27 protein-coding genes and 1 tRNA gene are annotated in these 24967 nt (G+C 65.7%); 10 read left to right on the top strand and 18 right to left on the bottom strand.

The features are described from left to right. Nucleotides 1–30 precede the first annotated feature (30 nt). Nucleotides 31–357 carry a metalloregulator ArsR/SmtB family transcription factor gene (locus D5687_RS09255; RefSeq protein ID WP_125199491.1) on the bottom strand — a complete coding sequence of 109 codons (327 nt, stop codon included), beginning with the start codon at nucleotides 355–357 and terminating at the stop codon, nucleotides 31–33. Between the two features lie 152 nt (nucleotides 358–509). On the opposite strand from D5687_RS09255, the gene D5687_RS09250 reads away from it, so the two are divergent. Further along, nucleotides 510–743, top strand: a complete 234-nt coding sequence (locus tag D5687_RS09250; RefSeq protein WP_158611836.1) for a CsbD family protein — start codon at nucleotides 510–512, stop codon at nucleotides 741–743. Nucleotides 744–858: 115 nt separating this feature from the next. On the opposite strand, the gene glnA is transcribed toward D5687_RS09250, so the two are convergent. The 15 genes from glnA to hisB form a co-directional block, all read right to left on the bottom strand. Further along, on the bottom strand, nucleotides 859–2250 hold the full coding sequence (gene glnA / locus D5687_RS09245) for a glutamate--ammonia ligase (protein ID WP_370271316.1): 1392 nt from the start codon (nucleotides 2248–2250) through the stop codon (nucleotides 859–861). A gap of 358 nt (nucleotides 2251–2608) precedes the next feature. Further along, on the bottom strand, nucleotides 2609–2932 hold the full coding sequence (locus D5687_RS09240; protein ID WP_125199488.1) for a hypothetical protein: 324 nt from the start codon (nucleotides 2930–2932) through the stop codon (nucleotides 2609–2611). A gap of 194 nt (nucleotides 2933–3126) precedes the next feature. Continuing rightward, nucleotides 3127–3825 (bottom strand): SDR family oxidoreductase, encoded by a 699-nt coding sequence (locus tag D5687_RS09235; RefSeq protein ID WP_125199487.1) that lies wholly within the window; start codon nucleotides 3823–3825, stop codon nucleotides 3127–3129. A 37-nt stretch (nucleotides 3826–3862) separates the two neighbouring features. Beyond that, nucleotides 3863–4621: an arginine N-succinyltransferase gene (locus D5687_RS09230; RefSeq protein ID WP_125199486.1), complete on the bottom strand. Its 759-nt coding sequence runs from the start codon at nucleotides 4619–4621 to the stop codon at nucleotides 3863–3865. A gap of 74 nt (nucleotides 4622–4695) precedes the next feature. Beyond that, a complete protein-coding gene (locus D5687_RS09225; RefSeq protein ID WP_125199485.1) occupies nucleotides 4696–5985 on the bottom strand; it encodes a TonB-dependent receptor in 1290 nt (429 codons plus the stop codon). A gap of 204 nt (nucleotides 5986–6189) precedes the next feature. Further along, the gene (gene gpmI, locus D5687_RS09220; RefSeq protein WP_125199484.1) at nucleotides 6190–7725 is read right to left on the bottom strand and encodes a 2,3-bisphosphoglycerate-independent phosphoglycerate mutase; all 1536 of its coding nucleotides are present in this window, start codon (nucleotides 7723–7725) and stop codon (nucleotides 6190–6192) included. A 152-nt stretch (nucleotides 7726–7877) separates the two neighbouring features. Continuing rightward, the gene (tatC, locus tag D5687_RS09215; RefSeq protein WP_125199483.1) at nucleotides 7878–9005 is read right to left on the bottom strand and encodes a twin-arginine translocase subunit TatC; all 1128 of its coding nucleotides are present in this window, start codon (nucleotides 9003–9005) and stop codon (nucleotides 7878–7880) included. Then, nucleotides 8974–9570: a Sec-independent protein translocase protein TatB gene (tatB, locus tag D5687_RS09210; protein WP_125199482.1), complete on the bottom strand. Its 597-nt coding sequence runs from the start codon at nucleotides 9568–9570 to the stop codon at nucleotides 8974–8976. The genes tatC and tatB overlap by 32 nt, the downstream gene beginning before the upstream one ends. A gap of 26 nt (nucleotides 9571–9596) precedes the next feature. After that, nucleotides 9597–9887: a Sec-independent protein translocase subunit TatA gene (tatA, locus tag D5687_RS09205; protein ID WP_125199481.1), complete on the bottom strand. Its 291-nt coding sequence runs from the start codon at nucleotides 9885–9887 to the stop codon at nucleotides 9597–9599. Between the two features lie 26 nt (nucleotides 9888–9913). Beyond that, nucleotides 9914–10255: a phosphoribosyl-ATP diphosphatase gene (locus D5687_RS09200; protein ID WP_125199480.1), complete on the bottom strand. Its 342-nt coding sequence runs from the start codon at nucleotides 10253–10255 to the stop codon at nucleotides 9914–9916. Further along, nucleotides 10242–10670 (bottom strand): phosphoribosyl-AMP cyclohydrolase, encoded by a 429-nt coding sequence (hisI, locus tag D5687_RS09195; RefSeq protein ID WP_125199479.1) that lies wholly within the window; start codon nucleotides 10668–10670, stop codon nucleotides 10242–10244. Before hisI ends, D5687_RS09200 begins: the two co-directional genes overlap by 14 nt. Nucleotides 10671–10768: 98 nt before the next feature. Further along, nucleotides 10769–11542: an imidazole glycerol phosphate synthase subunit HisF gene (hisF, locus tag D5687_RS09190; protein WP_125199478.1), complete on the bottom strand. Its 774-nt coding sequence runs from the start codon at nucleotides 11540–11542 to the stop codon at nucleotides 10769–10771. A gap of 3 nt (nucleotides 11543–11545) precedes the next feature. Continuing rightward, complete coding sequence (hisA, locus tag D5687_RS09185; RefSeq protein ID WP_125199477.1) at nucleotides 11546–12301, bottom strand: 1-(5-phosphoribosyl)-5-[(5-phosphoribosylamino)methylideneamino]imidazole-4-carboxamide isomerase; 756 nt, start codon at nucleotides 12299–12301, stop codon at nucleotides 11546–11548. A 43-nt stretch (nucleotides 12302–12344) separates the two neighbouring features. After that, nucleotides 12345–12977 (bottom strand): imidazole glycerol phosphate synthase subunit HisH, encoded by a 633-nt coding sequence (gene hisH, locus D5687_RS09180; protein ID WP_125199476.1) that lies wholly within the window; start codon nucleotides 12975–12977, stop codon nucleotides 12345–12347. A 145-nt stretch (nucleotides 12978–13122) separates the two neighbouring features. After that, nucleotides 13123–13716 carry an imidazoleglycerol-phosphate dehydratase HisB gene (hisB, locus tag D5687_RS09175; RefSeq protein WP_125199475.1) on the bottom strand — a complete coding sequence of 198 codons (594 nt, stop codon included), beginning with the start codon at nucleotides 13714–13716 and terminating at the stop codon, nucleotides 13123–13125. A gap of 242 nt (nucleotides 13717–13958) precedes the next feature. Between hisB and D5687_RS09170 the strand changes: the two genes are divergently transcribed. The 5 genes from D5687_RS09170 (at nucleotide 13959) to D5687_RS09150 (ending at nucleotide 18660) form a co-directional block, all read left to right on the top strand. Next, nucleotides 13959–14034, top strand: a tRNA-Phe gene (locus D5687_RS09170). A gap of 134 nt (nucleotides 14035–14168) precedes the next feature. After that, entirely contained in the window at nucleotides 14169–15806 is a 1638-nt protein-coding gene (locus tag D5687_RS09165) for a PAS domain S-box protein (RefSeq protein ID WP_125199474.1), read from the top strand. Nucleotides 15807–15820: 14 nt separating this feature from the next. Further along, complete coding sequence (gene dinB, locus D5687_RS09160; RefSeq protein WP_125199473.1) at nucleotides 15821–16900, top strand: DNA polymerase IV; 1080 nt, start codon at nucleotides 15821–15823, stop codon at nucleotides 16898–16900. A 268-nt stretch (nucleotides 16901–17168) separates the two neighbouring features. Then, nucleotides 17169–17699 (top strand): ZIP family metal transporter, encoded by a 531-nt coding sequence (locus tag D5687_RS09155; protein ID WP_370271315.1) that lies wholly within the window; start codon nucleotides 17169–17171, stop codon nucleotides 17697–17699. A gap of 202 nt (nucleotides 17700–17901) precedes the next feature. Beyond that, complete coding sequence (locus tag D5687_RS09150) at nucleotides 17902–18660, top strand: tetratricopeptide repeat protein (protein ID WP_125199471.1); 759 nt, start codon at nucleotides 17902–17904, stop codon at nucleotides 18658–18660. A 106-nt stretch (nucleotides 18661–18766) separates the two neighbouring features. On the opposite strand, the gene cls is transcribed toward D5687_RS09150, so the two are convergent. Together cls and D5687_RS09140 are read right to left on the bottom strand one after the other, a co-directional pair. Then, nucleotides 18767–20197 (bottom strand): cardiolipin synthase, encoded by a 1431-nt coding sequence (cls, locus tag D5687_RS09145; protein WP_125199470.1) that lies wholly within the window; start codon nucleotides 20195–20197, stop codon nucleotides 18767–18769. Continuing rightward, nucleotides 20197–21057, bottom strand: coding sequence for an SDR family NAD(P)-dependent oxidoreductase (locus D5687_RS09140; RefSeq protein WP_125199469.1), 861 nt, complete (start codon nucleotides 21055–21057; stop codon nucleotides 20197–20199). Before D5687_RS09140 ends, cls begins: the two co-directional genes overlap by 1 nt. Before the next feature lie 109 nt (nucleotides 21058–21166). Between D5687_RS09140 and D5687_RS09135 the strand changes: the two genes are divergently transcribed. The 4 genes from D5687_RS09135 to D5687_RS09120 all read left to right on the top strand — a co-directional run bounded on the left by D5687_RS09135 (nucleotide 21167) and on the right by D5687_RS09120 (nucleotide 24965). Continuing rightward, the gene (locus D5687_RS09135) at nucleotides 21167–21835 is read left to right on the top strand and encodes a Bax inhibitor-1/YccA family protein (RefSeq protein ID WP_125199468.1); all 669 of its coding nucleotides are present in this window, start codon (nucleotides 21167–21169) and stop codon (nucleotides 21833–21835) included. 141 nt (nucleotides 21836–21976) lie between these two features. Then, nucleotides 21977–22165, top strand: a complete 189-nt coding sequence (locus tag D5687_RS09130) for a hypothetical protein (protein WP_125199467.1) — start codon at nucleotides 21977–21979, stop codon at nucleotides 22163–22165. Nucleotides 22166–22313: 148 nt separating this feature from the next. Next, a complete protein-coding gene (locus tag D5687_RS09125; protein WP_125199466.1) occupies nucleotides 22314–24323 on the top strand; it encodes a methyl-accepting chemotaxis protein in 2010 nt (669 codons plus the stop codon). Nucleotides 24324–24476: 153 nt separating this feature from the next. Next, nucleotides 24477–24965: a DUF3429 domain-containing protein gene (locus D5687_RS09120; RefSeq protein WP_125199465.1), complete on the top strand. Its 489-nt coding sequence runs from the start codon at nucleotides 24477–24479 to the stop codon at nucleotides 24963–24965. Nucleotides 24966–24967 lie beyond the last annotated feature (2 nt).

The following is a 24967-nucleotide window of genomic DNA, read 5'->3' as shown; positions in this document are numbered from 1 at the left end:
GGCCACGGTGGCCTCCTCACCCCGCCAGATTTACACCACTTCCCGGGACGCTACCCGGTTAAGGTCCTCGGTGAATGTCTCGCCGCCGGCATTACCATCGAAGGTGTCCTTGAGTACGGCGCGGACCCAGGCGGGCAAGTCCTCGGCGACGCGGTAGAACACCCAGGTGCCATCGCGTCGCACCTGGGTGATGCCGGCATCGCGCAAATGGGCGAGATGGCGGGAAATCTTGGGCTGGCTCAATGCCAGTGCCTCGGTCAACTCGCAGACACACAGTTCGCTCTCTCGGAGCAGTAGCATCAGGCAACGCAGGCGGGTGGTGTCGCCAAGGGCGCGAAACAGGGCCTCGGGTGGCATGGCAGTCTCTCTTGTGCTCAAAATTTAATCGAAAGGAATAATCATTAGCTGGGCTCATTGTATCGCCGACTTAGATTAGCGTCGCATTCATGTCAGCAGGCCGGCGTCGATTGCCTACAATGAAGAGGGCAAAACTGCACAGGAGTTCCGTAATGAAGTGGGATCACATCGCAGGTAACTGGCGATCGTTCATCGGGCACGCCGAGGAATACTGGGGAAAGATCACGGGTGACGAGTTCGCGGTGCTCGAGGGCAAGAAGGATGAGCTGATCGGCAAGATCCAGGCTCGCTACGGCGTCAGCGAACAAGAGGCTCGCGAGCAGATCCAGGAATTCCAGAAGCGGATGAAGGAAGAGCTGGGTGCCGAGGGCGTTCCCAAGAAGTGACGTGCCAGTGAGAGGTGGTCCCAAAAAGCTGCCACCCCACAGACAAAAACGCCCCGCGATGCGGGGCGTTCGTGTTTCCGGTGGCCGGGCATTGCGCCCGGCCGGACCACTGGCCTTACAGGCTGTAGTACATGTCGAACTCGACCGGATGGGTGGTCATCCGCAGCAGCTGGACTTCCTCGCCCTTGAGCTCGATGTAGGCGTCGATCAGGTCGTCGGAAAAGACGTCGCCACGGGTCAGGAACTCGCGGTCCTCGTCCAGTGCCTTGAGCGCCTCATCCAGAGAGAAGGCCACCTCGGGGATGTTCTTCTCTTCTTCCGGCGGCAGGTCGTAGAGGTTCTTGCTCGCTGCCTCGCCCGGGTGGATCTTGTTCTGGATGCCGTCGATGCCGGCCATCAGCATCGCCGCAAACGCCAGGTACGGGTTGGCGGTGGAGTCCGGGAAGCGCAGCTCGACGCGACGGGCCTTCGGGTTCGAGACGAACGGGATCCGGATGGACGCCGAACGGTTACGGCTGGAGTAGGCCAGCTTGACCGGTGCCTCGAAGCCCGGGACCAGGCGCTTGTAGCTGTTGGTCGACGGGTTGCAGAACGCGTTCAGCGCGCGAGCGTGCTTGATGATGCCGCCGATGTAGTACAGCGCCATCTCGGAGAGGCCTGCGTAGCCGTCGCCGGAGAACAGGTTCTTGCCATCCCGGGTCATCGACTGGTGGACGTGCATGCCGGAACCGTTGTCGCCAACGATCGGCTTGGGCATGAAGGTGGCGGTCTTGCCGTAGGCGTGGGCCACGTTGTGGATCACGTACTTGAGGTCCTGGACTTCGTCGGCCTTCTTCACCAGCGTGTTGAACGCGACACCGATCTCGCACTGGCCGGCGGTCGCAACTTCGTGGTGGTGGACCTCGACGTCCTGGCCCATCTCCTCGAGCACCAGGCACATCGCCTGACGGATGTCGTGCAGGGAGTCGACCGGCGGGACCGGGAAGTAGCCACCCTTGACGCCCGGGCGGTGACCCATGTTGCCGTCCTCGTAGACGCGCTCGGCGTTCCAGGCGGCTTCCTTGGAGTCGATCTTGACGAACGAGCCGGACATGTCCGAGCCCCAGCGCACGTCGTCGAGGATGAAGAATTCGTTTTCTGGGCCGAACAGCGCGGCATCGGCCAGGCCAGAGGACTGGATGTAGGCCTCGGCGCGACGGGCGACCGAGCGCGGGTCACGGTTGTAGCCCTGCATGGTGTCCGGCTCGATGATGTCGCAGACGACGATCAGGGTCGGCTCTTCGGAGAACGGATCGATGTTGGCGGATTCCGGGTCCGGCATCAGGATCATGTCCGAGGCGTTGATGCCCTTCCAGCCGGCGATCGACGAGCCGTCGAACATCACGCCGTCCTCGAAGGTTTCCTCGTCGATGTGGCTGGCCGGGTAGGTGACGTGCTGCTGCTTGCCCAGCGTGTCGGTAAAGCGGAAGTCGACGAACTTGACGCCGTTTTCTTCCATCAGGGTCATGACTTTGTTGGTCGCGTTGGACATGGAATCCTCCGGTGAACGATGTATCTCGAATGCGGCGGGCGTGAGATCGCGCGGCATGCTGCCGACATGATCCGCTGATGCCCGACTTGGTGCAAGAAAAGCAGAAACCGTGCCTGTTTCTTGTTGACGGATTGCTGCGCGGAGGTGCAGTCAGATGGGGCGGCTGCCGGGTGGCCCGGGTGCGCCTAAGTGACTGTTATCCCGCAAGGCGCGCTGGAGTCGGCGGGTGGTGTCGCCGCCAGTGCATCGGCGGCCCACCTCGGTAGTGAGGCGGATACGCGGCCCCGGATGCACCGTAATGGTGCATTGGGTTGGCCGTTGGCACCATGTTGGGTCAAGCGCGTTTCGATTTGGCGGCCGGCAGGCTGTCGAGTGTCGGGATGGGGTGATGCGAGGGTGCCGGGTAGTAGGGGCAGTCGACCGCCAGGCAGGTCATGCCGTGGCGGCATTCGCGCGCACAAGCAAGCAGCGCCAGCTGCCGGCACAGTGCGGCCTGGCCCGCCGGGCGGCGGTCGAACAGTTCCGCGCTCGAAAGCTTGCCCTCGGCGATGAAACGGTCGAGCTCGGCATAGCGAAACCGGGCGATTTCCCGATCCCCTTCGGGCGAGGTGACCACGATCTGGTCGGCCTCTTCCCCACAGTGGTGCAACAGCTGCATGGCGGCCTCCCGGCTGGCTGACATGGGGCGAGTGCGCTACGTGGAATGCACACGCTTGGAATCGCACCGGAATGATAACGATTCCCGTTTGCGCCAGCAAGCGCGAGGCGGGTGGCCCCGTCCCCGGCATGCCCCGAGGACTGCCGCGATTTTGCTGGGGAGGCGGGTCCTTTATGGCCTTGGCTTGGGGGGGCTTACCAGGGAATGGTCGTGCCATCGATGTCGATGAACCGCCCCCGGTCGGCCTCGGTCAGGCCAGCCATGTTGCGACGCAGCCCGGTGGCGCTCTGGGCGGTGGTGATCTCGGCGTTGGGGCCGCCCATGTCGGTCAGCACCCAGCCCGGATGCAGGGCGACCACATTGATGCCGCGCGGTTCGAGGTCGATCGAGGCGCTTTTGATTACCGCGTTGACCGCCGCCTTGCTCGACCGGTAGATGTAGCCGCCACCCGAGCCGTTGTCGCCCATCGAGCCGACCTTGCTCGAGAGAATGCCGATCTTCTTCTCGTCACTGCGTGCCACCTGGTCGGCGAACGCCTGCATGATCAGCGTCGGTGCGATGCAGTTGATGCGGAACACGTCCAGCCAGGCCTCGACGTCGTGGACGTTGCCGAAGGCCACGCCTCGCGGGCCGTAGATGCCGGCGTTGTTGATCAGCCAGTCGATCGATTCGTCGGCCAGCTGGTCGGAAAGTGCCCGGATGGACTCGGCATCCGCAACGTCCAGGGCATGCAGTCGCAGCGTCTCCGGGTGGGCGAAGGCCAATGCCTTGAGTTCGGCCGATTGCTCCGGATCACGCGCGGTGGCATGCACCCGCCAGCCGTCCTCGAGCAGCTGGCGGGTCAGATCCAGGCCGATGCCTCGATTGGTGCCGGTGATCAGGGCGGTCTTCATGCCAAAGTCTCCTTTCGGTTATCTGGGTGTGCGATTTTCATTCGGCCAGCCGGAATACCAGCTGGCCCTCCTCGACGTCAACGGACTCGACGCCCTCGGCGAGGGATTGCCAGAAGCCCGGCTCGCCACCGAATTCCGCGACCAGGTCGACGCCCTTGAGCCCGCCGATCCAGGTATTCGGCAGCGGCACGCCCCACAGGCTCACGCCGGTGACGACCACCGCCAGCCGGGATCCTTCCGGCGTCGGCACTTGCCGCACTTCGGCGCCCGCGTTCAGGCGTAGCGTCTGCCCGCCCATGACTGGGAAGTCCGGTGGCAGCGGCACCAGTAGCTTGACGCTGACCAGGTCCTCGGACAGGTCGATGGCCAGTCGCCGGGCCATCTCCGGGTCGCGGGCAATGATGGCATTGAGCTCGCGTTCGTCGAACTGCACCTCGCGCGGGGCGTCCTTCTCCCGGTATGGCTCGGGCTTGAGTCGACCCTGGTCATCGAACTCCTCCGGTCGCGAGGAAAACCGATCCCCCGCTCGGGGCGAGGGCTGGTCGGGCTGAACGCCGATGGTGGCAAGCTTGTCGTCGAGTGTCTGTTGCTCGGCCGCGTTCAGTTCGACCGGCTCGAACTGATCCGGGAAAAGAAAGTAGCGTACGGCGATTGCCCCGAGCACCAGGGTGACGATCATCGTGCCCACGATGATCAGGCTCACCCCGAGGCACCCGATGCCGCGACGTGGCTCGTCCGGCCGGGTGATGGGTTCGTCGGTCGGCGGGGTCTGGTTGGGCTGGTTCGGGTCGGTCACGGCAAGTCCTCGCGGCGTGCCGCCCAGGCTGGCGGCTCATCGAGGTTAGCATGCCAGCCGATACCCTGGCCGCGTCAGTGATCGTGACCGTGGTGATGCCCGGCGTGAGGGTCCGAGCGTTGGCCGAGCGAGAAGCGCCACTGGTATTGCAGGTAGAACTGGGTGTAGTGCTCCCGGTCGGTTTCCAGGGCGGCGCTGACCCGTGCGACCTGGGCGCGCAGTCGGCTGGTATCGCTGATCTGCCAGGTGGCGGCCGCCGTCCAGCGGTCGCTCTCGTCGTAGTCGGCATTCGAAGCGGCTAGCGGGCCGCGTTTCTCGTTGGTGAAGCCAACCGCGTCGTAGCGCAGTCCGACCTCCCAGCGCGGGGCAATCCCGTAGGTGGCCTGCACGTACAGGCCGTCCTCGGTGAAGTCTCGCGCCTGGCCGATCACGCTCGGGTCGCTGGCGTGATGTGCCACCTCGAGGTTCTTCTCGGCGATTAGGTATTCGGCCGCCACGCGCCAGTCGCCTTGTCCGTGGGCGCCGTCCGCGTGAAAGGCGTAGGTGGCATCGAGCCCCCAGAGACGGGCCTCGCCGTCCAGGCCGTGCTCATCGGGTTCGTCGTGGTGATGGAATTCCTGGTGACTGCGAAACCAGGCGGCCGAGGCGCCGAGTTGCAGGGCATGGTCGTGGCCGAGCGCTGGCGACCACTTGGCGAACGCCGTGTACAAGCCGGGGGCGTCGTCCCGGCCCGGCAGGTCGTCGGCGTGGTCGGCCTCGGTGCCGAGACGTTCGTTGTTGTCGCCCTGGAAGGCCTCGATGCCAAAGCGCGTGTCGTGGTCCCATGCCGGTTGCCAGGTGAGTTGTGCGCCGATGTCGGACAGGCCGTGTACACCCAGCAGGGTGCGGTAGGGCAGGTTCTGGTCGACGAAATCCCAGTCGTGCGGGTGTCTTTCGTTGGCGTAGCCGATGCCGGAGTAGAACTTGCCGGCCTTGATCCGCAGCCCGGCGGGCAGGTCCGTGGTGGCGAGGAAGGCTTCCTCGACTTCCACATCGCCCCCGTCGTAGATGGCGACGTTCAGCCGTGCATCGAGCAGTTTCTCGATGCCGCCAGTCAGCGAGATTTCCGTGTGGCGGAGATTGAACCCCTGCTCGAGGCCGTGTTCGTGGTCGGCCGCCTCGTGGTCATGGGCATCGAAGATGCCGGCGGTTTCGCCGAGCCGGGCGTCGCCCTCGCCATCGGCATTGTCATCGTAGTAGACCCCGTCCAGAACGACCGTGAGTGTCGGGTCGAGTGCCAGTGCGGCTGCCTGGCCGGTGCCCCAGGGCACTACGCTGGTGGCGGCGAGCAGTGGGGCCAGACGGAGCGGCAAGTGGCGGGGCATGGTTCTTGTTCCTTGGTCAAGGTTGGTCTTAGTGATGTCGCAAACGTTATAACATAACGACAAGGACGGCTAGTCCTACTCGGCGGAGAAGGTCCTGCGGCTGCCCCTGGCGCCGAACGGTTGTCCGCCTTTCGCCGAAACGAACAAGGCCGCGCGGACCCCAGCGGGGCCGGCGCGGCCTTGATTGCCGGAGGTCCGGTTCGGTCAGCTGGAGGGTTTTTCCAGCAGCAACGAGCGCTTCATCTTCTTGGGCAGGGGCAGGCCCATCAGCTCGAGCACGGTCGCGGCGATGTTGGCGATGCCGCCGCCGGTACGCAGGCGCACCGGGGTCTTGTCGATGACGATGCAGGGCACCGGGTAGGTGGTGTGCTGGGTGTGTGGGTCGCCGGTGACGGGGTCGACCATCTCGTCGCAGTTGCCGTGATCGGCGGTGAGGATGATCGAGTAGCCTTGTTCGCGCGCGGCGTCGACCAGCCGGCCGACCTCGAGGTCGACCGTCTCCATGGCCTTGATCACCGCCTCGCGCACGGCGGTGTGGCCCACCATGTCGCCGTTGGCGAAGTTGACCAGCACGAAGCCGTACTGCTCGGCGCGCACCGCGTCGATGGCCGCATCCGCCACCTCGCGCGCGCTCATCTCCGGTTGCAGATCGTAGGTCGCTACCTTGGGCGAGGGCACCATGACGCGGTCCTCGCCGGCGAAGGTCTCTTCCTTGCCGCCGTTGAAGAAGAACGTCACGTGGGCGTACTTCTCGGTCTCGGCGCAGTGGAACTGCTTGATGCCGGCCTGGCTGATCGCCTCGGCCAGCACGTTCTTGGGGCGCTCGGGCGGGAAGCCGATCGGCGACAGGAAGCGCGGGTCGTACTCGGTCAGGCAGGTGACCACGATCGGCTGGTAGTCGCCGCGGTCGAAGCCGGTGAACTCCGCCTGGCCCAGCGCCTCGGTGAGCTGGCGCGGGCGGTCGTTGCGGAAGTTGAAGAAGATCATCGCGTCGTCGGCCGACAGCGGCTCGAAGCCGTCGAGCACCGCGGGGCGGATGAACTCGTCGTGCTGCTCGGCCGCGTAGGACGCGTCGAGCGCGGCACGGGCGTCACGGAAACGCGGGCCGTCTCCACGGACGATGGCGTTGAACGCCTCTTCCGTGCGCTCCCAGCGCTGGTCGCGGTCCATGGCGTAGTAGCGGCCGCTGATGGTGGCGATCGCCCCGCCGGCGTCCTTGAGCTTGGGCTCGAGCTGGTCGAGGTAGCCCAGCGCGGATTTCGGCGCGGTGTCGCGGCCGTCGGTGATCATGTGGATCAGCGGCCGGGCGCCGATCTTCTTCGCCATCTTGATCAAGGCGAGCAGATGACGGACGTGGCTGTGTACGCCGCCGTCGGACACCAGCCCGATCAGGTGGATCGGGCGACCGGCATCCGCGGCCTTCTGCATCGCCTGGTTCAGCGCGGAGTTCTCGTAGAAGCTGCCGTCCTTGATCGCGTCGTCGATGCGCACCAGGTCCTGACGGTTGATCGCGCCGCAGCCTAGGGTCAGGTGACCGACCTCGGAGTTGCCCATCTGGCCGTCAGGCAGGCCGCAGGCCCGCCCGGAGGCCTCGATCACCGTGTGCGGGTGGTGGGCGTACAACTCGTCGAGCCGAGGCGTTTCGGCCAGGCTCACGGCGTTGTGCTTGCGGCTCGGGTTGACGCCGACACCGTCCATGATCACAAGCAGGACGGGGCGTCGCGGGGCGATATTGGACATGGGCTTGCGTTCCTTGTTCGTGTTTCGGTTGGAATCACCGGAACGAATCGGGTGGCGCGCGCCGTTATCCGCCCGGCGGGGGCAGCGGGCCATCCGTTTCATTCTGGGTTGGGCGGGCGAAGGTCCCGCCCGGCCGACGAGGTCGACCGGTATCAGCGCCGGTCGTTGCGCTCGTCGTCGTTCGCGTCGGGCGTGTGGTCTCGACGTGCATCCGAGTCTTTTTGCTCGGATTTAGATTCGGGCTCGCTGGGCGCCTGGTCATCCTGCGTCTCTTTCCTGGCGCCTTGCGTGGCCTCGTCTTCACGCGCCTCGGCCTCGATCGCCTCGAGAGACTGCTGCTCTCGCTCGATCTCCTCGAAGGCGCGATCAAAGTCGAAATCGTCGTCCTTCTCGGTTTCAAAGGCCCGGCCGGGGCCCGTGCCGCTTGCGGTTGCAGGGCTGCCGCCGGCGGGCGAGCCGCCGCCCGTGCCACCGCCGGGCGGGGTGTCGTCCGGCTCGGGCTCATCGTCGGTCGGCAGCACGGGGCCGCCCTGGCGCTTGAGCAGGATCCGGCCGATGACGATACCCAGTTCGTAGAGGAACCAGACCGGGATCGCCATCATGAACTGCGACAGGATGTCCGGCGGGGTGAAGATCGCGCCGAGGATGAACGCGACCAGGATCGCGTAGCGGCGCTTTTCTGCCAGTTGATCGGGCGTGACCACGCCGATCAGGATCAACAGCACGGTCGCCACCGGCACTTCGAACACGAAGCCGAAGGCGAAGAACATCGTGATGACGAAGCTCAGGTACTCGTTGATGTCGGGCGCGAAGCTGACTTCCGCCGGGCCGGTGCCGGCGAGAAAGCCGAAGACCACCGGAAAGACCGCGAAGTAGGCAAAGGCGGCACCCAGGTAGAACAGGACGGTGCTGGAGAAAACCAGCGGGATCACCATCTTGCGTTCGTGCTGGTACAGACCCGGGGCGATGAAGGCCCAGAGCTGGTAGAGCAGGAACGGGATCGCCAGGAAAAGGGCCGTGAAGCCGGCCAGCTTGAGCGGGATGAAGAACGTCGATGCGACCTGCACGGCGATCATGCTGGCGCCTTCCGGCAGGAACTGCGACAGCGGATCGGAGAGCAGGCGGAACAGGTCGTTGCGGAACGGGAAAAGCGCCAGGAAAAGCACGAAGACCACGGCCACCGACTTGATCAGCCGGTTGCGCAGTTCGACCAGATGCGAGACGAAACCCGCCAGACCGGAGGGTTCGTCAGTTGTCGCGTCCGCGTTCCGTTGGCTCATCTTGGTCTTTTGCCGTCGATTCCTGGGTCGTGGCCGGCTCGGCCGGGGTGTCGGCGTCGGCCGATTCGAATGGGCGGCGGAAGGTCTCGCCGGTTTCCGATTCCAGTCGGCTCAGCTCGTCCTCGAAGGTGTCGGGCACCTCGTCGTCGAGCGCCTTGAGGCGGCTGCCCTCGGCGCCCGTGTCCGGGGAGTTCTCTGAACCGTCAGCCTGCTTGCCGGCCTTGTCGAGTCGAGCCTTCTCGGCCTCGGCCGAGCTGCGCATGGTCTGTTCGGCATCGGACAGGGCGCTTTTGACGCTCCTCTCGGTGCCCGAGAGGTCGTCGCGGGTCTCCTCGACCATCGCGCGCAGCTTGCTGATCTCGGATTCCTGCGAGTTCAGCAGCTGCTTCATGTCCTGCATGTTGAACTCGCTGTCCATCTCGGCCTTGGCGTTGGCGACGAACTTGCGGACCTTGTAGGTCCATTCGCCCGCCTTGCGCGCCACGCCGGGCAGCCGTTCGGGGCCGATGACCACCAGGGCCACGACCAGAATGAGCGACACTTCCCAGAAGCTGAAGCCGAACACGGATCAATACCGATGCGCGCTTGGGATCAGCTGTCCTTGCGCTCGGTCGACTTCTCGGCGGTGTTTTCCTTGCCCGCCTCGATGGTCTCGCTCTCGATCACCCGGTTGGCGTTGGGCTGCTCGCCCTCCTTGTGTTCCAGGTTCTCGGCGCGTTTTTGCTCTTCCTCGTCCTTCTCCGACTCGTCCTTCACGGCGGACTTGAAGCCCTTGATCGCGCTACCGAGATCGGTGCCGAGGTTCTTCAGACGCTTGGTGCCGAACAGAAGCAGCACGATGGCGAGAATGATCAGCCAGTGCCAGATGCTAAAAGTACCCATGATCGCGATCTCCTACTGATGTCCTGTCAATCTTGTGCGCGCCGTGCCTTTTCTTCAAGGCCCGACAATCCGAATCGGCGTTCGAGCTCGTCGAGCACGTCCGCCGGGGTTAGGTTGGCATCGGCCAGCAGTACCAGGCTGTGGAACCACAGGTCGGCCATCTCGTTGATCAATTCGTCGCGGTCGTCGCCTACCGCGGCAAGCGCGACCTCGACCCCTTCCTCGCCCACCTTCTGGGCGATCTTCGCCCGCCCCTTCTGGTACAGGCTGGCGACATAGGAACTGTCCGCATCCGCGCCCTTGCGTTGCTCGAGCAGGGCGGCGAGCTGTTCCAGCACCTCGGTCGATCGGCGGTCAGCCGTTGCCATAGATCGCTCCCGGGGATTTCTTCACCTCGTCGGTCGCCTGCCAGCGACCGCCCTCGAGACGACGGTAGAAGCAGGACTCGCGGCCGGTGTGGCAGGCGATCCCGCCGTGCTGTTCGATCGACAGCAGCAGCACGTCGCCGTCGCAGTCGAGCCGGAGTTCGCGCACCCTCTGGGTGTGGCCGCTCTGCTCGCCCTTGTGCCAGAGTTTCTGGCGCGAGCGCGAGTAGTACACCGCCTCGCCCAACTCGGCGGTCTTCTCGACCGCCTCGCGGTTCATCCAGGCGAACATCAACACCCGGCCGGTCGTGGCGTCCTGTGCGATGGCCGGCACCAGGCCGTGCTCGTCGAAGGCGATCGTCTCGATCCAGTCGCGCGACTCGCGGAATGCCGGGGGTGTTGCCTGAGATTCGGTCACTGTCGGTGTCGTCTTTCAGCGGTGGGCGGGCCGGTGGCCGGCGCGGGAGTATATCAGGGATGGCGAAAAAACCGTCAGCCGCGACGGCGCAGCCAGGTTCAGTCGCGCACCTCGATCCCGGCCTTGGCCATCACGGCCTTGGCCCCACTGATGCTGTAGGTGCCGAAGTGGAAGATGCTGGCGGCGAGCACGGCATCGGCATGGCCCTGCGTGATGCCGTCGACGAGGTGATCGAGGTTGCCCACGCCGCCGGAGGCGATCACCGGGATCGGTACGGCGTCACTAACCGCGCGGGTCAATTCGAGGTCGAAGCCCTGCTGCATGCCGTCGCGGTCCATGCTGGTGACCAGCAGCTCACCGGCGCCCAGCGCGGCCATGTGTTCGGCCCACTCGACGGCATCCAGCCCGGTCGGGTTGCGCCCGCCGTGGGTGAAGATCTCCCAGCGCGGCGGTTCGTCTTCGCCCGAGACGCGCCGGGCGTCGATGGCGACCACGATGCACTGCGAGCCGACCGCGTCGCTCATCTCCTTGATGCGCTCGGGGTGATGCACGGCCGTGGTGTTGATCGATACCTTGTCGGCCCCGGCGTGCAGCAGCCGGCGCACGTCGGCCAGCGTGCGGATGCCGCCGCCGACCGTCAGCGGGATGAATACCTCGGCGGCGACGGCCTCGACCACGTGCAGCATGGTCTCGCGCCCCTCGTGGGAGGCGGAGATGTCGAGGAAGGTCAGCTCGTCGGCACCGGCCTGGTTGTAGCGGCGCGCCGCCTCGACCGGGTCGCCGGCGTCACGCAGGCCCTCGAACTGAACGCCCTTGACCACGCGACCCTCGGCCACGTCCAGGCAGGGAATGATGCGCTTGGCAAGCCCCATGGCCTACTCGGAGAACGGCGGGATGCCCGCACGGTCGTCGATGCGTTTCTGGGCTTCCTTCAAGTCGATGGTGCCTTCGTAGAGCGCCCGGCCGATGATCGCGCCGGAGACGCCGTCGTCGGCGGCGTCGATCAAGAGATCGATGTCGCTCATGTCGGTCACGCCACCCGAGGCGATGATCGGGATGCGTACCGACTTGGCCAGCTCGCGGGTCGCCTCGATGTTCGCGCCCTGCATCATGCCGTCGCGGGAGATGTCGGTGAACACGATCGCGGCGACGCCGTCGGTCTCGAAGCGCTGGGCCATGTCGTGGATGTCGTGGTGCGAGAGCTTCGACCAGCCGTCGATCGCCACCTTGCCGTCACGCGCGTCCAGGCCGACGATGATGTGCCCGGGGAAGGCCAGGCAGACATCCTCGACGAAGTGCGGTTCGGAGACCGCCTTGGTGCCGATGATGACGAAATCCACGCCCAGTTCGAGGTACTGCTCGATGGTGGCCTCGTCGCGGATGCCGCCACCGACCTGGATCGGCAGGTCCGGGTAGGCCTCGCAGATGGCCTTGATGACCTCGCGGTTCTTGGGGCTGCCGGCGAAGGCGCCGTCGAGGTCAACCAGGTGCAGACGGCGCGCGCCGGCCTCCACCCAGCGGCCGGCCACGGCGACCGGGTCGTCGGAAAAGACGGTGTCGTCGTCCATGCGCCCCTGGCGCAGGCGCACGCATTTGCCTTCCTTGAGATCGATGGCGGGGATCAGGAGCATGATTCGGGCGTCCTCGAAATGCGGCTGTCGTGTTGCGATGCGGTCAGGACCAAGGTCCGGACCAGCGGGTGAAATTGGCCAGGAGCTTGAGGCCGTCGTCGGCGCTCTTCTCCGGGTGTGCCTGGATGGCGAAGACGTAGTCATCGGCCAGCGCGGCGCAGTAGGTCAGGTCGTAGTCGGCCGTCGCGACCGGGTGGGCCGGGTTCGTCGGCTCACAGTAATAGCTGTGCACGAAATAGAAGCGCGCGTCCTGACGAATGCCGTCAAACAGCGGGTGATCCTGCGTCTGGTGCAGCTGGTTCCAGCCCATCTGCGGCACCTTGAGCGACTCATCCTCGGGGCGAAAGCGCTTGACCTGGCCGGGAAACCAGCCCAGCAGGTCGACGCCATCGTTCTCCTCCGAGCGCTCCAGCAGCACCTGCATGCCCATGCAGATGCCGAGGAACGGCCGCGTCTGCGCCGCCTCGCGCAGGGCGGCGGGCAGGTTGCGCTCGCGCAGGGCGCTCATGCACTGGGCCGCCGCCCCCTGGCCGGGGAAGACCACCTTCTCGGATTCCAGGATCACCTCGGGGGCGTCGGTGAGCACCACGTGGGCACCATCCGGGGCGACGTGCTCGATGGCCTTGACCACCGAGCGCAGGTTGCCCATCCCGTAATCAACGACGGCGATCTGCATTACGAGGCACCTCGTAAAATCTGCTGCGCCACCCGATTGCTGCGTCGCGTGCTCACTCGCTCCTCACCTATCTTGCCGATATGTCTCGTCGCTCGCTCCGCGGCTCCTTGCACTCGTGCACCTCGCGACGATTTTCCGAGGCGCCTCACAGCGAGCCCTTGGTCGACGGGATGGCGTCGGCCTGCCGGTCGTCGGCGCTCAATGCCATCCGCAGTGCCCGGCCGAAGGCCTTGAACATCGTCTCGGCCTGGTGGTGCGCGTTGCGCCCGCGGAGGTTGTCGACGTGCAACGTCGCGCCAGCGTGGTTGACGAAGCCGCGGAAGAATTCCTCGACCAGTTCGGTCTCGAAGCGGCCGATCAGCGAACGAGTGAAGTCGCAGTTGAACTCGAGTCCCGGCCGCCCGGACAGGTCGATCACCACGCGCGAGAGCGCCTCGTCGAGCGGCACGTAGGCATGCCCGTAGCGGTAGATGCCACGCTTGTCGCCGACGGCCTTGGCCACCGCCTGGCCCAGCACGATGCCGCAGTCCTCGACGGTGTGGTGATCGTCGATCTCGGTGTCGCCGTCGCAGCTCAGCGTGATGTCGATCAGCCCGTGGCGGGCGATCTGGTCGAGCATGTGTTCGAAGAAGGGCACGCCGGTCTCGAGGCGGGCCTTGCCCTCGCCGTCGAGATTGATGTCGATGGCGATGCGGGTCTCGTTGGTCTCGCGGCGGATCTGCGCGGTGCGTGCGGCCATGGTCGGTTCGCGTCTCGGGCGGTTGGAATTTGGTTAAGCGGGAAACCTTCCCGAATCGGGAGCATACAATGCCCGCCGCGGCACGTCAGCCTCTGGTCGGAAAACGGCTTGGGTCGTTCGGCGCCGATCCGCCCTCGATCCTCCCGGGGCGGGGTTGACCGCGCGTCGATTTTGCCGTTAAATGCGCAGCCTCGTCGCCCGGCGACGGCGCCTGATGTGCGCCGGCAGCGACAAGCGGACATGGCCAGATAGCTCAGTTGGTAGAGCAGGGGATTGAAAATCCCCGTGTCGGGGGTTCGATTCCCTCTCTGGCCACCACGATTCCCGAAAACCCCCGATCCTCGCATCGGGGGTTTTTTCGTTTCGGGAAATGTGGTCTTGCCTGGCTGTCTTTTGTGCCGGCGCCGCTGGCCGCATACTGGTCATGTCAAAGGCGGAGGCAGAGCGCATCGATGCCGAGAGTTCCCTATCAGGCCTGTTTCGAGCAATCGCAGGACGTGCTCTTTCTGATCGCCCGGCGAGCGGATCGCGCGTTTGTCTATCGCGAAGTCAACGCCGCCCTGCTGCGAGATACCGGGCTGTCCCGCGAACAGATCGTGGGCAAGACACCGCGCGAGCTCCTGCCTGCCGAACAGGCCGAACATCTCGAGACCGTGTATGCCGAGTGCTTCGCCAGCGGCGAGCCGGCCCTGGTCGAGTCGATTTTCGATGTGCCCAGCGGCAATCGCAGTTGGCAGATCCAGTTGAGCCCGCTGCGCGACGAGCAGGGCGAAGTGGTGGAGTTGTTGGGATCGGCGCGGGATATCACCTGGAGCCGGGATTTCGCCCAGCAGTTGCATACGGTCTCGCGGCAGTTGCCTGGCTTTGTCTACCAGTTGCAGTGGTCGGGCGGAGAGGACTGGCGATTTCTGTTCGTTGGCCAACGGGTCGAGGAGATGTTCGGCGTGAGTCAGGCCGAGGTGCTCGCTGATGCCGAGGCCTTGCTTGGCCGGATTCACGCGGAGGATCGCGATCGCGTGCTGGCCGACAGCATCGAGTCAGGCAGGCGGCTGGAGCCCTGGCAGGCGGAATTCCGCATGTGCCATCGTGATGGCCGCGTACTCTGGGTGGAGGCCAACGATCTGCCGCAACGGCTGCAGGATGGCACGATCATCTGGACCGGCTACGTCAACGACATCTCACGGCGCAAGACGCTAGAGGACGAGCTGCGCATCGGTGAGGCCCGCTATCGACAGCTGGTCGAGAACGCCAACGACATCATCTATACGCTCACGCCCGACGGGGTGTTCAGCTACGTTTCGCCCAATTGGGCCACAACACTGGGCCACCCGGTCGATACCGTGGTCGGCACCCATATCCGTGACTACCTGCACCCGGCGGACCTGTCTCATTGCCAGGGCTTCCTCGAGCAGGTGCTGACTTCCGGCCAGCCGCAGAGCGGCATCGAGTACCGGGTGCGTCATCAGGACGGCCATTGGCGTTGGCATATCAGCAATGCCGCGGCGTTGCGTGGTGAAAACGGCGAGGTGGTGGCGTTTCTCGGCATCGCCCGCGATATCACCGAACGGCGTGCCATGGAGGAGCGCATCCGTCAGTTGGCCCAGCACGATGGCTTGACCGGACTGGCCAATCGGGCGTTGTTCTTCGAACATCTCGAGCAGTCATTGCGGCTTGCGGCCCGGCACGGCGAGAAGGTGGCCCTGTTGTTTATCGACCTCGATGAGTTCAAGCCGATCAACGACCGTCTCGGTCATGCCGCCGGGGACGAAGTGCTGGTGACCACCGCCTGGCGGCTGGTCGACGGTCTGCGCGAGTCCGATCTGGTGGGGCGGCTGGGTGGGGACGAGTTCGTCGTCCTCCTGCATACCCCTGCCGGCAGCGAGGAGGCATTGGCGGTCGCCGGGGCGTTGTGTCGATCGTTGGCCGAGCCGTTAACAGTCGAGGGGCAGACCGTGGGGGTGTCGGCGAGTATCGGTGTGGCCCTTTACCCAGACCACGCGGTCGGTGGCGATGACCTGGTGCGGGCGGCCGATCGGGCGATGTATCGCGCCAAGGCGGCGGGGCGCAACCGGGCCGCGTTGGCCGAGTGAGGCCTGCGGCGGGTATGCGCAAGATCATCCATGTCGACATGGACGCCTTCTATGCCTCGGTCGAGCAGCGCGATCGGCCCGAGTTGCGCGGTCGGCCCGTGGTGGTCGGTGGCGATCCGGCTGGCCGCGGCGTGGTTGCGGCGGCGAGCTACGAGGCACGACGGTTCGGCATTCATTCGGCGATGCCGGCCGCCCGCGCCGCCCGTGCCTGCCCCGAGGTGGTCTTCCTGCGCCCCCGGTTCGATGTCTACCGCGCGATTTCGCGCCAGATTCACGAGGTATTTCGCCGCTATACCGATTGGATCGAACCCCTGTCGTTGGACGAGGCGTACCTCGATGTCAGCGACAGCTCGGCCTGTCGCGGGTCCGCCACCCTGATGGCCCGCGAGATCAAGGCGGCGATTCGTGAGACGACCGGGCTGATTGCCTCGGCCGGCGTGTCCTACAACAAGTTTCTCGCCAAGCTCGCCTCGGACGTGGAGAAGCCCGATGGTCTCTACCTGATCGATCCCGAGGCCGCGCCGGCATTTATCGAGACGCTGTCGGTGGGCGATTTCCATGGCGTCGGCCCAGCCACCGAGCGACGCATGAAGGCGCACGGCATTCACACTGGCGGCGATCTGCGCCGACACGAACTGCATGAGCTGGTCGAGTGGTTCGGCAAGGCGGGCCGACACTACTACCAGATCGCGCGCGGCATCGACGAGCGCCCCGTGCAGAGCCGGCGCGAGCGCAAGTCGCTGGGACACGAGACCACGTACGCAAGCGACCTGATTGCCCGTAATGAGGTCGAGGCGGCCCTGCCCCCGTTGGTCGAGCGGGTCGCACGCGACCTGGCGGCCCGCGAGCTTGCCGCCCGCACGGTCACCCTGAAGGTCAAGTACGCGGATTTCGTTCAGATCACCCGTCGGCGCACCTTCACGAGGCCGTTGTCGTCGGCCGGCGAGTTGCTGGGCGCCTTGCCGGGGCTGCTCGATGACACCGAGGCGGGGAGCCGGCCGATTCGGCTGCTGGGGGTGACCTGTTCGGGGCTCGAGGCCCGAGCAGGACTGCCGTTGGGGGAGCTTGATCTCGGCTGGCCGTCGGCGGGCTGACGGGGCGAGGAGTGACTAAAGTCAGCACCAGTTTCTCGATCGGGGTTCGCCGATGACACTCGAAGTCAGCCTGCTGACCGTCTTTATCGCCGCGTTGATCACGGCGCTGACCACCGGGCTGGGCGCCATCCCGCTCGCCTTCGCCCGGCACGTGGATGACCGCTGGCTGGCGGTGGGTGCCGCCCTGGCCGCGGGCCTGATGCTGGCGGCCAGCCACAGCCTGGTGGCCGAGGGCAGCGCCATCGGTTCATGGCGTGTATTGCTGGGGATGGCCTCGGGCCTGGTCCTGGTCGTGCTCGCCGACCGCTGGCTGGATCGACACGACACCCCGGATGTCAGTGACCTGCAGGGGGCGGATGCGAGAAAGGCCCTGATGATCGTCGGGGTGATGACCATCCATTCCTTCGCCGAGGGTGTGGGAGTCGGGGTCTCCTATGGCGGTGGCGAGGATCTGGGCATGTTCATCACGGCGGCGATTGCCGTGCACAACATCCCGGAAGGGCTGGCCATCGCTCTGGTGCTGGTGCCGCGCGGTGTGCCGGTCTGGCAGGCCGCCGGCTGGGCGATCTTCTCCAGTCTGCCGCAGCCATTGATGGCCGTCCCTGCCTACCTGTTCGTGACCGCCTTCGAGCCCTTCCTGCCAATTGGGCTGGGACTGGCCGCCGGGGCGATGATCTGGATGGTATTTGCCGAATTGTTGCCGGACGCCAACCGTCACCTGAGAGCGACCAACGTGGGGACCGTGGTGGTGCTGTCCTTCATGGCGATGTTCGCCTTTCAGCTGGCGATAGCGCATTGATTGCGCACATTGAGCGGGAACGCTGCCGTGGTGCGGTCCGGCGTGGGTGATGAGGATCACTATGTGCTGATAGGGGGATATTCGTTTCCCGTGATATTTTCCCTTCGAAATCAGTCACTCGGCGTGGTATTTTATAATTGTATTTCCGCCGTTTCGGGGGCATGCTTGTTTCCCGAATCGGAGCAGAACGAGGGCAGGGATCATGAAACGTATCAATACATTAGGCGCCGGCTGCCTGGCGCGGGCGCTGGCATTCTCGCTGGCGGCCGGTGGGCTGGCCCTGCCGCTGTCAGCGCAGGCGGCCGACCTTCCGGCGGCAGTCGCGCAGGATCTCTACGAAAACGGCGGTGTCGAGCACTGGCTGCCCAAGGCCGAAAAGGGCGACATCTTCGCCCAGTACGTCCTGGGGCACATGTACTGCAACGGCAAGAAGGTCGAGAAGAACTACGAACTCGGCATGCGCTGGTACCGAAAGGCGGCCGATGCCGGTTTCGCCCCGAGCCAGCTGGCGGTCGGGACCATGTACTTCCAAGGCCAGGGTGTCGAGCGGGATCGCGACGAGGCACTTGACTGGTTCACCCGGGCTGCCGAGGAAGGTTATGCACGTGCCCAGAGCAACCTGGCCGCGCTCTACCTGGGCGAAAAGGGTGTCGAGCCGGACTACGAGAAGGCCTTGCATTGGTATGGCAAAGCGGCCGCCCAGGGGCACACCGTGGCCCGCTACAACCTCGGCATGATGTACGCCCATGGCCTGGGCCTGGACGAGCCCGACTACGTGGCGGCCTATGGCCTGCTCAGCCCGCTGGTGGAGAACGGTCACCGGGCGGCAGACGAGCTGATGCAGTCGTTCCTCGGTGAAATGGACGAGGAGGAGTTGGTCGCCGCGCGTGAGCTCTCTGAGGAGTTGCAGGCGCAGGACCGAATGTTGGTCGCCTTGGACCAACGGGCGGCCAACCGCTGAGAACCCCGCCAACGGACCGGCCAAACGGTTTGGACTGAACGGCGCCTTCGGGCGCCGTTTTACGTTGGCGCCCGGGATTGTCCGGGATTCCCCGCTGCCGACTGTCTCAGAGCAGGGGCGAGGTCAGGCGGGCGAGATTCTGTGCCAGGATGCGGCCGCGGCCACGTTCGTCCCATTGCTCGCGAGTCAGCAGTGGGCAGACGCGTCGGTAGGCCTCGATCTGGTCGGCCAGTCGGGCGGCGGTTTCGCTGGAGTAGCACAGCAGGCCGAATTCGGCGTTGATCAGCGAGGAACGTACGTCGAGATTGGCGCTACCCACCAGCGAGAGCTGGCCGTCGCAGAGGGTGATCTTGCTGTGCAGCAGTCGGGTCGGGTGGCGCCGGATGATCACGTCGGCCTCGAGCAATTCGTCGAAGTAGGATTCCTGTGCCAGTTGCACCAACGGGTGGTCGAGCGATTCGGGCAGGATGAGCTCGCAATGCACCCCTCGACGGGCGGCGGCCTTGAGCGCATCGAGGGTGGATTCGTCGGGGACGAAATACGGCGTGACGATCTCGACCCGTTCGGTGGCGGCATGCAGCAGCCCGAGCAGCAGTCGTTGGAGCAGCGGCTCGGGGTACTCGGGGCCACTGGGCAGGCCGACGCAGGACTCGTGTCCGGCCGTGACCGGGGCCGGGAAATATTGCTCCGTGTCCAGCAGCAGCCCCGTTTCCAGGTACCAGTCGCCGGCGAAGATGGCCTGCAGCTCGAGCACCACCGGCCCCTCGATGCGCAACATCAGGTCCTCGTAGGACTGCCCGCGGCGAAATTCCGGGTGCACCAGGTTCATCGAGCCGGCGTAGCCGACCTGTCCGTCGATCACCACCAGCTTGCGGTGGTTGCGCAGATCGAAGCGTGCCGACTTGCGCGGCAGCTTCGAGCGCGGGAACGCCCGGCCAACCGCGATGCCGCGATGGGCGAGTCGCCGCAGATCGCGCATGTTTTCCTTGGAGCCGAAGTCGTCGACGATCAGCCGGACGGTCACGCCCCGCGCCGCCGCCCGCTCCATGGCATCGAATACCGGGCGGGTGGCCCGGTCGATCGCGGCAATGTAGAAGGTCAGGTGCACATGGTCCCGGGCCGCGTCGATTTCGCGCACCAGTTCGGCGGCAAAGGCGTCCATCGAATCGATCAGACCGATGCGGTTGCCGTCGAACAGCGGGAACTGGCGCCAGCGACGCACCATCTGGTCGACCGCGGCGAAGCGCGCTGGCAGGTTGCCGCTGCCCTGTGGCTCCGCTTGGGCGAGCCGGTCGGTGATCGGGCGCAGGGTATGCGTCAGATGGGCGACCTTCTCGGCGCGATCGCGGGAAATCCGGGGTCGGCCCACCAACAGGTACATCACTAGCCCGACGATCGGCAGGAAGAAGAGCAGCAGCAACCAGGCCGTCGCGGCAGCGGGCGGGCGGCGCAGCGGCACGATGAACAGGGCGGCGAGCCGGATCGTCCACTCGATCAGGACGTAGAGCTGCGCGATGGGCGAGTCGAGCGCGTTCATCAGCGCTTGCCGCCGCCCGAGGCGCGAGCCAGCACGCGGTCCATCGCCCGCGTGGTCAGCAGGCGCTTGAGCACGGCGAACAGGTAGGTCGGCACGGTTACCGGGTAACGCGCCTTCGGTCGGCGTGATTCGATCGCATGGATCACGCGGCGGACCACGGCCTCCGGCGGCAGGGTGAACGGTGCGGCCGGGCCGGGTTTCTTCAGTCGCTCGAGCTGGCGCTCGTAGGCCTCGCGGTGCACCGAGCGCTGCCAGTCGATGTTCGCCTCGAAGGCCCGCTGGGCGTTGGCGCGAAAGCGCGAGGTGATGGGGCCGGGTTCGATCAGGGAGACGTCGATGCCGCTGCCGGCCAGTTCCAGGCGCATCGTGTCGCTCAGGCCTTCGAGCGCGAACTTCGAGGCGACGTAGGCCCCGCGGAAGGCCAGCGCGCTCACCCCCAGTACCGAGCTGTTCTGCACGATCCGACCGAAGCCCGCCTCACGCATCGACGGGATGACGAGATTGGTCAGTTCGAGCGTACCCAGCAGGTTGGTCTCGAGTTGGGCGCGCAGGGTGTCGCGGCTCAGGTCCTCGACCGCACCCGGTTGCCCGTAGGCACCGTTGTTGAACAGCGCCTCGATCGGGCCGCCGGCCGCCTCGACCGCCGCGGTGAGCCCTGCCCGAATGGACTCGGGGTCATCCAGATCCAGCTGCACGGCCGGGATGTGGGCGTGCGGCCAGTCGGCCACGTCGGCCGGATTACGCAGGCTGGCGACCACGTGATGGCCTCGCTCGGCGAGTATTTCGGCGGCGCGTCGGCCGATGCCGGATGAGCAGCCGGTAATCAGGACGCGACGGGATTGGGCGGCGAGGTCGGACACGAGGGGCTGCTCCTTGGAATCAGGTCGGGCGATTGCGCCTGAGTTCACAGCACTTATACTCCGGGATCAACTCCGAATCACATGAATACCAGAGACGAGGTGAGGTTGCATGGCATTCGAGAATCAGGCCACCGTTCAGACGGGGGTCTCCCAGCTCGAGACCTACAAGGTCATTCGCAACACCTACATGATGCTGTCGCTGACGCTGCTGTTCTCGGCGCTGATGGCGACGGTCTCCCTGCTGGCCGGCGTGCCGGGCTGGACATCGCTGCTCACCCTGGGTGGCGCATTGGTGCTGGTCTGGTTCGTCCTGCCGCGCACGGCCCATTCGGCCGCCGGCCTCGGCGTGGTGTTCGCCATCACCGGCCTGCTGGGCTTCGGGCTGGGCCCGATGCTGAGCCACTACCTCGCCCTGCCCAACGGTGGGCAGATCGTCATGACTGCCCTGGGCGGTACCGGCGCGATCTTCCTCGGCCTGTCCGGTTACGCGCTGGTCTCGCGGCGTGACTTCTCCTTCATGGGCGGCTTTCTGGTGGTCGGCCTGGTGGTGGTGCTCGCGGCCATGCTGGGCAACATCTTCCTCGAGATCCCGGCGCTGTCCATGGCGATCTCCGCGGCGGTCGTCCTCCTGATGAGCGGCTTTATCCTCTACGACACCGGCCGGATGGTGAACGGTGGGGAGGACAACTACCTGCTGTTGACCGTCAGTCTGTACCTGAACATCTTCAACCTTTTCGTGCACCTGCTCAGTCTGCTGGGGATGAACCAGAACGACTGACACAAGGGGCGCTTGCCCGACTCGGCCGGCGGCCGGGTCACGGGCGTCAGCACACCGGACCCCTTGCCTCGTGCAAGGGGTCTTCTTGTATGTAATCACTTGGAAATGGGCCCATTGGCATGGGCCGCAAGGAGTGACGTGATGGATCTCTGGATGAAGATCGGCATGGCCGTGCTGCTGGGCGCGGTCCTGCTCTTCCTGCTGCCCCGGGTCAAGCCGATGATGGCGGCCAGTCGCAAGGGGTCGCGCGAGGAATGGCTCGGAGTGGCATTGATCCTGCTTGCCGTGGCCGGGTTCGTGGCATTCCTAATGAGCCTCGTCGGCAACTGACGGGATCTTGGCGGCGGTCAGGGAAGGTCTGCGCGAAAACACTCGCGGGCATCAAGTTTTTGCCCCGCGGGTCGATAACAACGCTTACCCACAAGAATCGCGCGGGAATCAGCCCGTCCTGATATAGGAACGAGGGCAGGAGGAGCAGATGCTAGGTTGGTTGAATCGTTTCAGTTTGTCGCAGAAGAACCTGCTCGGGTTCGGGTTGATCCTGGCCCTGATGGTCGCGATCGCCGTGCTCACCATGGTGAACATGAACAAGGTGGCCCACGAGGTCGAGGAAGTGGTCGAGCGCGGTCAGCCCGCGGCCTTTGCCGCCGACACCATTCGCATCCAGGTCGAACGCGGGGTCGGGGCGCTGGGTTTCTACCTGCAGAGCCAGCGCGACGAGGACCTCGCCCGCTTCCGCGACGCCCTGGAAAAGGTCGAGGCGGCACGGACCGAACTGTCGCGCTACCGCGACAACGCCGGCGGCAAGCTTGATGAGCAACTCGATCGATTCACCGCGACGGCCGAAAAGGTCATAACCATTTCCGGCGACGAGGCGGCCAACAACCCGGGCATGCAGTACGCCAACGTGCATGCCAACCCGCTGCAGCGCGAGATCGCGGGCCTTCTCGGCCAGCTGCTCAACGCCGAGGAGAACGCTGATGCCAGTCGCTACTCCCGTCGCCGGCTGGTGATTGACCTCGCCCGTCTGCAGGGCGACTGGGGCAATGTGGTGGCCGGCCTGCGTGGCTTTATCTCCTTCCGTTCCCCGGCCCTGCGCGAGAACTTCAACCTCTACGCCAACCAGGCCCTCGAGCGCTCGCAAAAGATCGCCGACGAGTACGACTATCTGCTTACCTTCGAGCAGCTTGATGCCGTCGAGCAACTCAACGAGAAGCTGCCGCAGTTCATCGAGGCGGCCAACCGCGCCTTCGACATCCACGCCTCCGAGAAGTGGCGCATGGACGCCTACCTGGTGCGGACCGAATTGACGCCGGTCTTCAAGGAGATCGAGCAAAGCGTCGAGTCGATCGTCGCGCGCGAGCGGGGCGAGATCGCCGAGCGCTCCAAGAGCCTGATGGCGGCACTGGAGTCGACCAGTAACTGGCAGATCGGCTCGGTGGTCACGGGGATGTTCGTGGTCGGCCTGTTGGCCTGGCTGTCGGTGCTGACCATCTCCCGGCCGCTGCAACACATCGCCGGTCGCATGCGCGATATCGCTGAAGGCGACGGTGATCTGACCCAGCGGCTGCCGGCCGAGGGCAACGACGAGATTGCCCAGGTGGGGGCGGCCTTCAACACCTTCGCCGACACCGCGCAGAACCTGGTGCGCGAGGTGGCCCGCTCGTCGTCGGCCATGTCCGAGGCCTCCGAAAGCCTCGAGCGTGCCTCGCGGCGCGGTCGGGAAGGCGCCAAGCGCGAAGAGGCGGCGATCGATTCGCTGATGACCGGCATGGGTCAGACCCTGGAGGCCGCCGAAGAGGTCGCCCGCGGGGCCGAGGAGGCCAGCTCGGCCGTGCAGCAGGCGAACCGCCAGCTGCATGACGGTCTGGGTCAGGTCAACGGCAGCGCCCGCAACGCCGAGGAACTCGACGAGGTGCTCACCCGCGCCGAGGGCATTGTCGCCAACCTCTCGGATCAGTCGCAGTCGATCGGCAAGGTGCTGGACGTCATCGGCTCGATCGCCGAGCAGACCAACCTGCTGGCACTGAACGCGGCCATCGAGGCGGCGCGTGCCGGCGAGCAGGGGCGCGGCTTCGCGGTCGTCGCCGAGGAAGTGCGCTCGCTGGCCAACCGCACCCAGGATTCGACCCGCGAGATCACCGATATCATCGCCCGGCTGCGCGAGGGTGCCGGCGAGGCGGTCGAGGCAATGACCGCCGGCCGCGAGGTAAGCAACAAGAGCCTCGAGGCGGTCACCCAGGCCGACCGCATGCTCAACGAGATCGCCTCGGCCTTCGAGCGGCTCGAGGACATGAGCACGCGCATCGCCGCGGCCGCCGAGGAGCAGACGGCCGTCTCCGGCGAGATGAAGACCAGCATCGAGCACATGAGCGAGACCACGAGCGACAACGCCCAGGCCGCTCAGGAAACCGCCGATGCCGGTGAATCGGTGGCTCGCTATGCCCACGAGCTATCGCGTCAGGTGAGCAAGTTCAATACCGGCTGAGCCGAGCCACGTCTGCTAGCCAGCCATCGCCCGGGCCTCCCCCGGGCGATGTCGTTTCTGGATGGTTGTTCCGGCGGGTGCTTGGCCTAGAATGACAACAAGTTCATTGCGCCGCCCGGCGTAAGTCACGGCCCCGGGGCCAAGGAGATCGGAATGCGCACTACCGCCTACCTGCTCGCGTTCGGCTTGTTGATCCCGTTCTGGGCCCTGGCGGCACTGGCGTGGATGACCACGCCGGCCTGGTCGGCCCATGCGCTCGATGCGCTGTCCGCCTATGCCGCGGTGATGCTCGGCTTTCTCGGTGCGATCCACTGGGGCGTGGTCCTGGCGACCACGCCTGCCGAGCGCGCCCTGCTGGTCGGGGATGCGCGCCATCGCCTGGCCTGGGGCGCGCTGCTGGTGCTGGCCGCCTGGGTTGCGGCGATGCTGCCCTGGGCGGTGCTGTCGCTCTCGCTGTTGTTCCTGCTGCTGGTGGTTTCCTGGCAGATCGATCGCCACTGGCTCGATAGCCTGCCGGTCGGCTGGTCGTACCAGCGACTGCGCCAGTGGTTCACGCTGCTTGCCGCGCTGGCGTTACTGGCGGCCATCGCCTCGTGGATGCGGCCATTGTTGCCCATGACGGGGGCCGCGGGGGGCGCATGAGC

It is taken from the genome of Guyparkeria sp. SCN-R1 (genome assembly GCF_003932495.1).
In the GTDB taxonomy this organism is placed as follows: domain Bacteria; phylum Pseudomonadota; class Gammaproteobacteria; order Halothiobacillales; family Halothiobacillaceae; genus Guyparkeria.
The sequence above is the reverse complement of the archived record's forward strand: the minus strand, read 5'-3'. Positions and strand labels throughout refer to the sequence as shown.